Raw genomic sequence first — 12,090 nt, 5'->3', positions numbered from 1 at the left:
CCGGTCCATGCGACACTTCGAGCACCTTCCTCGTACGTCGAGCTTCGGGTGATCCCCGGCGCGTACCTCTCCGAACTCCACGATTGGACGAGCCGTGAGCGACGCCGTGTCCTCTGCCGAGGACCCTTTCTCCGATCCGGTCTTCGCGCTGCACGAGGGCGGGAAGCTGGCGGTGCGCAGCCGGGCGCCGTTGCGCGACACCGCCGACCTGTCGCTGGCGTACACGCCCGGGGTGGCCCGGGTCTGCATGGCGATCGCGCAGGAGCCGGCGCTGGCCGCCCGCTTCACCTGGACCAGCCGGCTGGTGGCGGTCGTCACCGACGGCACCGCGGTGCTGGGGCTGGGCGACATCGGCCCCAGGGCCTCGCTGCCGGTGATGGAGGGCAAGGTCTGCCTGTTCAAGGAGTTCGGCGGGCTGGACGCGGTGCCGATCGCGCTGGACACCACCGACGTCGACGAGATCGTCGACACGGTGGCCCGGCTGGCGCCGTCCTTCGGCGGGATCAACCTGGAGGACATCAGCGCGCCGCGCTGCTTCGAGATCGAGGACCGGCTGCGGGAGCGGCTGGACATCCCGGTCTTCCACGACGACCAGCACGGCACCGCGATCGTGGTGCTGGCGGCGCTGCGCAACGCGGCCCGGCTGACCGGGCGCGAGCTCGGCCAGCTGCGGGTGGTCGTCTCGGGCGCCGGGGCGGCCGGGGTCGCCTGCACCAAGATCCTGCTCGCCGCCGGGATCGGGGACATCGCGGTGGCGGACTCCCGCGGCATCGTGCACGCCGGGCGGACCGACCTGACCCCGGTCAAGGCCGCGCTGGCGGAGATCACCGACCGGGCCGGCCACACCGGCTCGCTGGTGGAGGCGCTGGTCGGGGCGGACGTCTTCCTCGGGCTGTCCGGCGGAACCGTCCCGGAGGAGGCGGTGGCCTCGATGGCGCCGGGCTCGATCGTGTTCGCGCTGGCCAACCCGGACCCGGAGATCCACCCCGAGATCGCGGCCAAGTACGCGGCCGTGGTCGCCACCGGCCGCAGCGACTTCCCGAACCAGATCAACAACGTGCTGGCCTTCCCGGGTGTGTTCGCCGGAGCCTTCGACGCCCGGGCGACGGAGATCACCGAGGCGATGAAGCTGGCCGCCGCCGAGGCGCTCGCGGCCGTGGTCGCGGACGAGCTCCGGCCGGACCTGATCGTGCCCGGCCCGTTCGACCGGAGGGTCGCGCCCGCTGTGGCGGCCGCCGTCGCCGCCGCCGCCCGTCAGGACGGCGTCGCGCAGGTCTGAGCCGCGCGTCCCCGCGGCAGGTGACCTGGGCCGTTTCCGCCCGCGAGGGCCCGATCGGTACCGCTGGCCGGGGACCGACCGGGCCACCTGTGTTGAGCCGTTCGGGCCAGTCTGGGCCGCCCCGTAACTGAACCGTTCGCTGTCTCGTTGCGAACGATGAACGTACAGTGATGGTGGCGGCGTTCGGTGCCCGTGTTCCCGTGCGCCTGAGTGCCGCCGAACGGGGAGGCGCCACGTGCTCGGAGTGCTGCGCACGATCTGCACGGTCGTCGGGGCCGGGGCGCTGTACGGCGCGCTGATGGTCGCGCTCTGGTACGGCGTGATGCGGGCCGGGAAGCACCGGGCCCGGATGCACGCCGACCGCCGGGTCGCGGCCCGCGCCGTGCCGGTGACCGGGAGCGCGCACGACCGGTCCGCCGAGGGCCGCGAGCGCCGGGCCCGGTCCTGGGAGGAGCTGCCGTCCTGGCTCTGGCGGGACCGGCCCTGGGCGGTGGCGGTCGTCCTGCTCGGCGCCCCGTCCGTACGGGACCGGACGGCGCCGTTCGTCGACTTCCCGAACCGGGTGATCGACTGGAAGACGCTGCTGGACGAGTCCAGGGCCTGGCCGCCCGACCAGCGGCTCCTGGTGCAGAGCGCGTACGAGATGGCGTTCGACACCCCGGGCGAGGTCACCCGGGCCATGTCCGACCCGGTGACGCTGCGGGACCTGGTCCGCCACCTCGACGACGACGAGGTCGACCGGATCCGGGTGGCCATGCAGATCCGGCGCGTCCGGCTCGAGCCGGAGGACGGGATCACCACCCTCTCCTAGGGCGCGGCTCATGACCGACTGGCGGCGCGGACGGCGGTCAGACGACGACCGGCCGCGTCGGAGAAGCCGACCGATACAACCCCGGTATCGGCCGACTCCGCCGCCTTGCCGGACGCCGCCTGACCGCCGTCCGCATCCACCGCCGGTCATGAGCCGCGCCCTAGTCTGTCCGGGTGGTCATCCCGGTCTATGACTCGAACCCCACCCGGCGGCGTCCGTACGTCACCTGGGCCCTGATCGCGGTGACCGTGCTCGCGTTCCTGTTGTCGCCGGTGGTGCGCGGCCCGATCTTCGGGCAGGCGTCGACGGCGCAGCTGTGCCGGCAGCAGGCGTACTTCCTGGAGTGGGGCGCGGTGCCGGTCGAGCTGACCCACAACCGGCCGCTGGGCTACACGTACGGGCAGGCGGCCGGGGCCGGGCAGTGCTTCCAGGAGACGCCGAGCTACGACAAGCGGCCCTGGCTGTCCTCGATCACCGCGATCTTCGTGCACGGCGGCTGGGGACACCTGCTCGGCAACATGCTGTTCCTCTGGGTCTTCGGCAACAACGTCGAGGACCGGTTCGGGCGGCTGCGGTTCCTGCTGTTCTACCTGGCCGTCGGCATCCTCTCGACCTATGCGTACGCGTTCACCCGACCGGACGCGACCGAGCCGCTGGTCGGCGCGTCCGGCGCGATCTCCGGGGTGCTCGGCGCGTACCTGCTGCTGTTCCCGCGGGCCAAGGTGCTCTCGCTGGTCAGCTTCCTGTTCTTCTTCCCGCTGCGACTGCCGGCCTGGGTCGTGCTCGGCTTCTACTTCGTCCTGCAGGCTGTCTACGCGTACGGGGTCGGCGTGGGCGGCGGGGGAGCGGTGGCGTACCTGGTGCACGTGGTCGGGTTCGCGCTCGGGGTCGGCGTGGTGCTCGCGCTCGGGAAGCGGCTGCGACCGCCGCCGCCCCCACCACAGGCGAACTGGGCGTACTAGACCGCGCCCGTGTGGGCGCCGGCGACCGGGTCGATCTCGTGCAGGAGCCGGCCGGCGTCGACGTAGAGCGAGACCAGCGTGCGCGGGTCCTGCTCGGACGGCATCGTCTCCAGCGCGTCCGAGACCGCGCGCAGGCCGGCCTGGGCGGCGGCGTGGGCCCGCTGCAGCTCCGTCCGGTCGCCGCCGACCTGCAGCCGGCCGAACGCGCCCACCGCCGCCCCGGCCTGCTCCAGCGGGTCGGCCAGCGCGGCCACCACCGGCGCGACCTCGGGGTCGTCGCGCAGGTCGGCCAGCGCCCGGGCGGTGCCACGGATCTGGGTGGCCACGTGCTCCAGCGCGGTGTGCGCCTCGGTCAGCCGGGCCACCGACTCGGCCTCGTCGCGGGCCAGCGGGTTGTAGCGCAGGCTCTCGTCGCCGCGCCGGACCGCCTCGCCGGCCCGGGCCCGGGCTGCGTCCAGCTCGCGGGCCCGGCGCAGCCAGTCCTGCGCGGTCCGGTGGTCCCAGCCCGTACGCAGGCCCGTGCCGATGTCCGTGAGCAGCAGGCCGAGGTCCTCCGCGGCCCGGGTGATCGCACCGGCCGCGGCCTGCACGTGCGTCGGCGGGACGACGAGCATGTTCACCAGCACGCCGACGACCGCGCCGAGCAGGGTGTCGACGATCCGGACGCTGCCGTAGCCGGCGCCGAGGGCGAGCACCAGCACCGCGGACATCGCGACCTGGTTGACCTGCCGGCCCAGCCGCAGCAGGTTGCCGACGACGAGCGCGAGCAGGATCAACAGGGCGACCGTCCACAGGTGCACGCCCAGCGCGCCGACCAGCAGGAACGCGCCGCCGACGCCGACGGTCACGCCGACCACCTGCTGGATGCCGAAGGTGACCGTCTGCTTGACCGTGACCTGCACGGTCAGGATCGCGCCGAGCGCGGCCAGCGCCGGCAGCGGGCTGTGCAGCACCCGGACCGCGAGCTCCCAGGACACCGTCGCCGCCAGCGCGGTCTTGGCGATCTGCCGCAGCGTGTCCTGCTCCAGCACCAGCCACCGCCGCAGGCCCAGGCGGCGCAGCCGCCGCCAGCCGTCTCTCAGCACGATCTCCACGAGCGCATCGTGCCCCGTCAGCTCGTCAGGTGGCGCAGCCAGCGTTCGGGCGCGTCGAGGAACTCGCGCCAGTCCCGGACCAGGTCCAGCTCGGCCCAGTCCCGGCGGGTGAGTCCGTCCTCGGTCAGCTCCAGCACGCTCGCCCCGGGGGCGGCGGCCAGCAGCGGGGAATGTGTCGCCATGATCACCTGGGAGCCGGCCGCGACCGCGTCGGCCAGCAGGACGAGCAGGGCCAGGCAGGACCGGAACGACAGCGCCGCCTCCGGCTCGTCCAGCAGGTAGAGCCCGCGCTCGGTCCGCCGCGACTCCAGGAAGGCCAGGAACCCCTCACCGTGCGAGCGGGAGTGCAGGCCGGCGCCGTCGAACGCGCGCAGCTCGAACGCGTCGGTGTCGAGGGTGTCGAAGACCGCGTGCATCGCCTCCGCCCGCAGGAAGCAGCCGCCCTGCGGCGGCGGCCGCTCGGTGTCCAGCGCGAGGTGCCGGAACAGGTCGGTGTAGCCGGGGCGGCCGGCGTCCTCCGGCGTCCAGACCGGACCCCAGTGCTTCACCTCGGCCCGGGTCAGCCGCCGGCGCCAGGCGGCCGCCAGCGCCTCGACCAGCGTCGACTTCCCGGACCCGTTCTCGCCCACGAGCACCGTGACGCCCGAGTCGAGGTCGAGACCCTCGGCGCGGAGCTGGGCGACGGCCGGGATCGACCAGTACCAGGCGGCCGGGTCGTACTCGTGGCCCGGCTGGACCGCCACCCGGGTCAGCGGCAGCATCCGGCCACCGTACCGGTGCGGCGGGCGCGGGCCTGGTCGCGGCTAGGTCGCCGCGACCGCGGCCGTCTCCAGGCGGCGCCGGCAGTCGGCCGCCAGTGCCTCGTCCCGCAGGTCGAGGGCGCAGTCGAGCAACAGCCGCAGCGCCAGGCCGGCCTGCTGCGCCCGGCCGATCCGGTCGGCCGTACCGGCCGAGGCGGTCAGCTCCGGTACGGCCTCGGCCGGCCGGCCCAGGTCGAGCAGGATCTCGCCGAGCAGCCGCCGGGCGTCGGCCTCGACGGGCAGGTCCTGGACCCGCGACTCGGTCTCCGCGGACCGCCGGGCCAGCGGCTCGGCCTCGGCGGGCCGCCCCAGCCGCAGCAGCACCTCGGCCCGGGTGAGCTCGGCGTGGCTGGCCAGGCAGTCGTCCTCCAGCCCGGCGCCCGCGGCCCCGGCCTCCCGCAGCACCCGGTCGGCATCGTCGAGCAGGCCGCCGCGGACCAGCACGATGCCGAGCGTGATGAGCCGGTCGCACCGGTCGTGGGCCCGGCCGTGCCGGCCGGCCAGCTCGACCGACCGCTCCAGCGACCGGCGGCCGGCGGTCGTGTCGCCCCGGTCGAGCTGCAGCAGCGAGAGCGCGTGCAGCACGTACCCCTCGGCGTCGGGGGTGCCGCCGACCGCCGCCAGCTGCAGGGCGTCCTCGATCAGCGCGGCGCCCTCGGCGGTCCGGCCGGTCATCCGCAGGCAGAAGCCGGCCCGGGTGGTGCACAGCGCGCCGCCGCGGTGGTCGCCGAGCTCGGCGTACAGCTCGCGGGCGCGCAGGGCCGCCGCCAGGCCGCCGTCGAAGTCGCCGGGCACCGAGCGGGCGTCGGCGGTGAACCGGAGCACGCAGGCCAGCCCGGCCCGGTCGCCGGCCGCCTCGGCCGCTCGCCGCGCGTCGGCGAGCACGCTCTCCCACTCCGCCAGCCGGCAGCGCACCTGCAGGTGCCCGGTCAGCCGCTGGGCCAGCGTCCAGGCGACCGCGGCCGACCCCAGGTCGGCGGCCTGGCCGGCCACTTCGACCAGCGCCGGGGTCTCCTCGTCGAACCAGCGGCGGGGTGCGGCCGCGACCAGCGCGCGGACCGGTTCGGGCGGGGTCCAGGGGTCCGCCGGCTCGGGGTCGAGGTGGGCGGCCGACGACCCGTGGGTGGCGGTCGCGGCCACGCCGGCCAGCGCGCTCCAGCCGGCCAGCGCCCGGCCCAGCGCGGCCGGGCTGCCGGCGTCGTCCGGGTCCCGGACCACGAGGCGGATCAGGTCGTGCAGGACGTACCGGGGGCCGGTGACGCCGCGGCCGGCCGGGGTGACCAGGTGGGCGTCCAGCAGCGCCTCCAGCGCCCGCTCGGCCCGGCCCGGGTCGGCGTCGAGCAGCGCGGCGGCGACCCAGCCGGAGACCTCGGGCGGGCGCAGCGCGGCCAGCCGGGACAGCAGCAGCCGGCATTCGGCCGGCAGCGCGACCAGCCCGGCCGACAGGCTGGCCCGAACGCCCAGGTCGCCGAGCTGCAGCCAGTCCAGCCGCTGCCCGTCGACGGCGAGCCGGTCGGCGAGCTCGGCCACCGTGCCGTCGGGCGTACGGGCCAGCCGGGCGGCCACGATCCGCACCGCCAGCGGCAACCCGTCGCAGTAGCCGGCCAGCCGCTCGGCCGCCGCGCGCTCGGCCGCCACCCGCTGCGGGCCGACCACCGCGGACAGCAGCTCCAGCGCCTCGCCCGGGTCGAACGGGGCCAGGCCGATCCGGGCGGTCGCCGGCAGTCCCGCCAGTTGCTGCCGGCTCGTCGCGACCAGGGCCGTACCGGGGCCGGTCGGCAGCAGCGGGCGCAGCTGCGCCTCGCCGGCGGCGTCGTCGGCGACCAGCAGCACCCGGCGGTCGGCGAGCAGGTCCCGCAGCCGGGCCGCCCGCGAGTCCAGGTCGGGCGGTACGGCGGCGGGCAGCACGCCGAGCGACTCCAGGCAGCGCCGGACCGCGGCGGCCGGGCTCACCGGCCGGTCCAGCGTCCCGCGCAGCGAGACGAACAGCTGCCCGTCCGGGAACCGGTCGCGCAGCGCGGCGCCGACGGCGGCCACCAGCGCGGTCTTGCCGACCCCGCCCATCCCGCCGACCACGACGACGGCCGGCCCGGCTCCGGTCAACGCCGCCGTCAGCGCGGCGCGCTCGGTGTCCCGGCCGCTGAAGTCGTTCGGCGCGGCCGGGAGCTGGCGCGGGGCGGCCGCGCGGCCGCGCGCGGGCGTGAGGATGTCGCCGGCGTCGCCGGCCAGCAGCCGCTCGTGCAGCTCGCGCAGCCGGGCGGCGGGCTCGACGCCGAGCTCGTCGACCGACCGCCGCCAGCCCTCCCGGTACGTCGCCAGCGCGTCGGCGGTCCGCCCCGTCCGGGCCAGCGCCAGCATGAACCGCTCCCGGACCCCGTCCAGGTACGGCTGCTCGGCCAGCACCGGACCCAGCTCGTACGCGACCTCCTCGGGCCGGCCCGCCCGCAGCGCCGCGTCGGCCCAGTCCAGCAGGACGCCGCCGCGCAGCTCGGCCAGCGCGGCGGCGTGCGCCCGCAGCCGGGGCAGGTCGAGGCCGTCGAAGGCGGGGCCCCGCCAGCGGTCCAGCGCCGCGCGCAGCTCGGTCGCGGCCCTGACGGCGTCGCCGTCGCGCAGCGCCTGCCGGCCGCGGGCGGCGCCGGTGCGGAACAGCTCCGCGTCCAGGCCGCCGTCCGGGAGTTCGAGCCGGTACCCGGCCGGAGAGGTCACCAGCACCTCCCGGCCGGGACCGCCGGCCTCGTCCAGCGCCCGCCGGATCCCGTGCACGAGCCCGTGCACCTGGGTGCGGGCCGAGGCCGGGGGATCGCCGGGCCAGAGGTCGGCGATCAGCCGGTCCACCGGCAGCGGCCCGGTGGCCAGCAGCGCGAGCAGCGCCTCGGCCAGCCGGCCGCCCACCGGCAGCACCCGTCCCCGCGCGGTCAGCTCGATCGGGCCGAGCACACCGAGCCGGACCGGCGGTGGTTCCGAACGAGCCACGGACAGCTAGAGGTCGTCGTCGGAGTCGTCGCGGGCCAGCCAGGTGGCCAGCCGCTCGACCGGGACCTCGAAGTCCGGGTTGAGGTCGACGAACGCCTGCAGCTTCGCGGCCAGCCAGGCGAGGGTGACCTCCTGGTCACCCCGCCGGTCGGCCAGCTCCTCGATGCCGCGATCGGTCGCGTACATGGGCCCTCAGTCCGCGAACGCCGACTCGACGATGCCGCGCTGCTGGGCCTCGTGCGTCTTGCTCGACCCGGCGGCCGGCGAGGCCGAGGCCGGCCGGGCCCGGACCGTGAGCTGCGGCCGGGAGCCGAGCAGGGCCGGCAGCCGGAAGGCCACGTACGTCCAGGCGCCCATGTTCTCCGGCTCCTCCTGCACCCACCGCACCTCCGCGGACGGGTACGCCGCGAGCGCCTCGGACAGCGACTCGCCCGGGAACGGGTGCAGCTGCTCCAGCCGGAGGATCGCGGTGTCCCGGACCTCGTTCTGCTGCCGGTAGGACTCCAGGTCGTAGTAGACCTTGCCCGAGCAGACCAGCACCTTCGTCACCTCGGACGCCGAGGGCTTGCTCGGGTCGGCCAGCACCGGGGCGAACCGGCCGGTGGTGAAGTCCTCCACCGCCGAGGTCGCCGCCCGCAGCCGCAGCAGCGACTTCGGGGTGAACACGACCAGCGGCCGGACCGCGGCCAGTGCCTGCCGGCGCAGCAGGTGGAAGTAGTTCGCCGGCGTGGAGCAGTTGGCCACCGTGATGTTGTCCTCGGCGCACATCTGCAGGAAGCGCTCGATGCGGGCGGAGGAGTGGTCCGGGCCCTGGCCCTCGTAGCCGTGCGGCAGCAGCAGGGCGACCCGGGACCGCTGGCCCCACTTCGCCTCGCCGGAGGAGATGAACTCGTCCGTGATCGTCTGGGCGCCGTCGATGAAGTCGCCGAACTGGGCCTCCCAGCAGACCAGCGCCTCGGGGTTGGCCACGGAGTAGCCGTACTCGAAGCCGACGGCGGCGAACTCCGACAGCAGCGAGTCGTAGACCCAGAACTGGGCCTGGCCGGGGTCCAGGTACTTCAGCGGGGTGTGCTCCTCGCCGGTGTTGCGGTCGATGAGCACCGAGTGCCGCTGCGAGAACGTGCCGCGGCGGCTGTCCTGCCCGGCCAGCCGGACCGGTACCCCGTCCAGCACGGTCGCGCCGAACGCGAGCAGCTCGCCGAAGGACCAGTCGACGTGGCCCTCGATCGCCATCGCGCCGCGCCGGTCCAGCTGCGGCTTCAGCCGCGGGTGGACCTCGAAGCCGTCCGGCAGCGAGACGAACGCGTCGCCGATCCGCTTCATCGTCTCGGGGGTGATCGAGGTGTCCACCTGCTTCGGCGGCGGCGGGGTCATGTCCGGTGCCGGCTTGGCCTGCCCGGAGGCGTCCCGGGTCTCCACGAACACGCGCTCCAGCTGGTCCTGGAAGTCGCGCAGGGCCTCCTCGGCCTCCTCCAGGGTGATGTCCCCACGGCCGATGAGCGCCTCGGTGTAGAGCTTCCGGACCGAGCGCTTCTTGTCGATGATGTCGTACATCAGCGGCTGGGTGAACGAGGGGTTGTCGGTCTCGTTGTGGCCCCGCCGCCGGTAGCAGACCATGTCGATGACGACGTCCTTCTTGAACTCCCGGCGGTAGTCGACGGCCAGCTTGGCCACCCGTACGCACGCCTCGGGGTCGTCGCCGTTCACGTGGAAGATCGGGGCCTGGATCATCCGGGCCACGTCGGTGGAGTAGATGCTGGAGCGGGCCGCGGCCGGCGAGGTGGTGAAGCCGACCTGGTTGTTCACGACCAGGTGCACGGTGCCCCCGGTGCGGTAGCCGCGCAGCTGGGAGAGGTTGAGCGTCTCGGCGATCACGCCCTGGCCGGCGAACGCGGCGTCGCCGTGCATGAGCACCGGCAGCACGGTGAAGCCGGCCTCGCCCTTGTCGATCAGGTCCTGCTTGGCCCGCACGATGCCCTCGACGACCGGGTTGACCGCCTCCAGGTGGGACGGGTTCGCGGTCAGCGACACCTTCACCGTGGAGCCCATCCGGGACTTGAACACGCCGGCCGAGCCGAGGTGGTATTTCACGTCGCCGGAGCCGTGGCTCGACCTCGGGTCGATGTTGCCCTCGAACTCGGCGAAGATCTTCCCGTACGACTTGCCGACGATGTTGGCCAGCACGTTGAGCCGGCCGCGGTGCGGCATGCCGATGACGACCTCGTCCAGCGCCTCGTTGGCGGCCTCGGTCAGCACCGCGTCCAGCAGCGGGATGACCGACTCGGCGCCCTCGAGTGAGAACCGGCGCTGGCCGACGTACTTGGTCTGCAGGAACGTCTCGAACGCCTCGGCCGCGTTGAGCCGGCCCAGCACGTGCTTCTGCTCCTCGCGGTCGACCTGGTCGTGCTTGACCTCGATGCGCTGCTGCAGCCAGCGGCGCTCCTCGGGGTCGGTGATGTGCATGTACTCGACGCCGACCCGGCGGCAGTACGCGTCGCGCAGCACGCCGAGGATGTCCCGCAGCGCCATCGTGCGCTCGCCCGCGAACCCGCCGACCGGGAAGACCCGGTCCAGGTCCCAGAGCGTCAGCCCGTGCCGGATCACGTCCAGGTCGGGGTGACTGCGGATCTTGAACTCGAGCGGGTCCGTGTCGGCCATCAGGTGGCCGTTGGTCCGGTACGCGTTGATCAGCTCGATCACCCGCGCGGCCTTGTCGATCTGGCCCTCGTGGCTGAACGTCTGGTCCTGGACCCAGCGCACCGGCTCGTACGGGATGCGCAGCGAGTTGAAGATCTCGTCGTAGAACTCGTCGCCGCCGAGCAGCAGCTCGTGCATCCGCTTGAGGAACTCGCCGGACTGCGCGCCCTGGATGATGCGGTGGTCGTAGGTCGAGGTGAGCGTGACCGTGCGGCTGACCGCATTCTGTGCCAGCGCCTCCTCGCTCATCCCGGAGAATGCCGCCGGATACTCCATCGCGCCGACGCCGATGATCGTGCCCTGGCCCTGCATCAGCCGGGGGACCGAGTGCTCGGTGCCGATCGTGCCCGGGTTGGTCAGGCTGATCGTGGTGCCGGCGAAGTCGTCGGCGGTCAGCTTGCCCTGCCGGGCCCGCCGGATGATGTCCTCGTACGCGGCCAGGAACTTCGCGAAGTCCATCCCGTCGGAGCCCTTGAGGGCGGCGACGACCAGCGAGCGACTGCCGTTCTTGGCCTGCAGGTCGATGGCCAGCCCGAGGTTCACGTGCTCGGGGGTGACCAGGGCCGGGCGGCCGTCCACCTCGCCGAAGGAGTTGTTCATCTCCGGGTGGCTGCGCAGGGCCTTGACCATCGCGTAGCCGATGAGGTGGGTGAAGCTGACCTTGCCGCCGCGGGCCCGGCGGAGGTGGTTGTTGATGACGATGCGGTTGTCGATGAGCAGCTTGGCCGGGACCGCGCGGACGCTGGTCGCGGTCGGCACGGTCAGGCTGGACTCCATGTTCGCGACCACTCGGGCCGCGGCGCCGCGCAGGGGCTGGGCGCTCTGCTGCTGCGGAGCCTTGCCGCTCGGGCCGGACTGGGCCGTGCCGGCGGCGGGCTTGTCCGCGGGCTTCGCCGCGGCCGGCTTGTCGGCGGCGGGGTCGGGGCTGCTCTGCTGGGCGGCGGCCCGGTCCGCACCCGGCGCGGGCTTCGCACCCGGCGTCCCGCCGGAGGTCGCGCCGGAGGTCCCGGCGGAGGCGCCGGAGGTCCCGGCGGGATCGCCGGTGGACATCGCGTCGGACTTCGCGCTCGGGCTCGCGCCGGACGTTCCGGCGGAGGTCGCCGCGGGCGTCGCGCTCGTCGGTGCGGTCCCGTTCGGAGACGTCTTCGGCGGCGCGGCGGTCGCGCTCGCGGCGCTGTCGGCGGCCGGCGCCGGGGTCGGCGCCGCGGCGCCGACATCACTCGCCGCGGGCGCCGTACGCCCGGCGGGTCTGTCCGGTGAGTAATCGGCGAAGAACTCATGCCAGGCCGTGTCGACGCTGCCCGGATCGTCCAGGAAACGCTCGTACATCTCTTCCACGAGCCAGTCGTTCGGTCCGAACCCGCTAGGGGCACTCTGGGTGGACACGCGTGCGGTCGCCTCTTCCGCGCTGAGGTTTGGAGTTTCCCCAGGTTACCGTCCGGACGCTCGGCCCGGTGGTGAGGTGACCCGATCG

At 74.4% G+C, this 12,090-nt stretch carries 8 protein-coding genes; 3 read left to right on the top strand and 5 right to left on the bottom strand.

What is annotated here, in order from left to right; genetic code table 11:
* The first annotated feature begins 94 nt into the window (after nucleotides 1–94).
* The 3 genes from VGP36_16405 (at nucleotide 95) to VGP36_16395 (ending at nucleotide 3,052) form a co-directional block, all read left to right on the top strand.
* Nucleotides 95–1,279, top strand: a complete 1,185-nt coding sequence (locus VGP36_16405) for an NADP-dependent malic enzyme (GenBank protein HEV7656298.1) — start codon at nucleotides 95–97, stop codon at nucleotides 1,277–1,279.
* Nucleotides 1,280–1,514: 235 nt separating this feature from the next.
* Nucleotides 1,515–2,090: a hypothetical protein gene (locus VGP36_16400; protein HEV7656297.1), complete on the top strand. Its 576-nt coding sequence runs from the start codon at nucleotides 1,515–1,517 to the stop codon at nucleotides 2,088–2,090.
* A gap of 173 nt (nucleotides 2,091–2,263) precedes the next feature.
* A complete protein-coding gene (locus tag VGP36_16395) occupies nucleotides 2,264–3,052 on the top strand; it encodes a rhomboid family intramembrane serine protease (GenBank protein ID HEV7656296.1) in 789 nt (262 codons plus the stop codon).
* Here VGP36_16395 and VGP36_16390 read toward each other — a convergent pair.
* Genes VGP36_16390 through VGP36_16370 form a run of 5 tightly spaced genes read right to left on the bottom strand, consistent with a single transcriptional unit; the run spans nucleotide 3,049 to nucleotide 11,945 of the window.
* Complete coding sequence (locus tag VGP36_16390; protein ID HEV7656295.1) at nucleotides 3,049–4,146, bottom strand: aromatic acid exporter family protein; 1,098 nt, start codon at nucleotides 4,144–4,146, stop codon at nucleotides 3,049–3,051. The genes VGP36_16395 and VGP36_16390 overlap by 4 nt on opposite strands.
* Before the next feature lie 17 nt (nucleotides 4,147–4,163).
* Entirely contained in the window at nucleotides 4,164–4,907 is a 744-nt protein-coding gene (locus VGP36_16385) for an AAA family ATPase (protein HEV7656294.1), read from the bottom strand.
* A gap of 42 nt (nucleotides 4,908–4,949) precedes the next feature.
* The gene (locus VGP36_16380) at nucleotides 4,950–7,919 is read right to left on the bottom strand and encodes a BTAD domain-containing putative transcriptional regulator (GenBank protein HEV7656293.1); all 2,970 of its coding nucleotides are present in this window, start codon (nucleotides 7,917–7,919) and stop codon (nucleotides 4,950–4,952) included.
* 6 nt (nucleotides 7,920–7,925) lie between these two features.
* Complete coding sequence (locus tag VGP36_16375; protein ID HEV7656292.1) at nucleotides 7,926–8,105, bottom strand: DUF6104 family protein; 180 nt, start codon at nucleotides 8,103–8,105, stop codon at nucleotides 7,926–7,928.
* A gap of 6 nt (nucleotides 8,106–8,111) precedes the next feature.
* The gene (locus tag VGP36_16370; protein HEV7656291.1) at nucleotides 8,112–11,945 is read right to left on the bottom strand and encodes a multifunctional oxoglutarate decarboxylase/oxoglutarate dehydrogenase thiamine pyrophosphate-binding subunit/dihydrolipoyllysine-residue succinyltransferase subunit; all 3,834 of its coding nucleotides are present in this window, start codon (nucleotides 11,943–11,945) and stop codon (nucleotides 8,112–8,114) included.
* Nucleotides 11,946–12,090 lie beyond the last annotated feature (145 nt).

It is taken from the genome of Mycobacteriales bacterium (genome assembly GCA_035995165.1).
GTDB lineage: Bacteria > Actinomycetota > Actinomycetes > Mycobacteriales > CADCTP01 > CADCTP01.
Note: the sequence above shows the minus strand (reverse complement) of the source record. Positions and strands in the feature narration are given on the sequence as shown.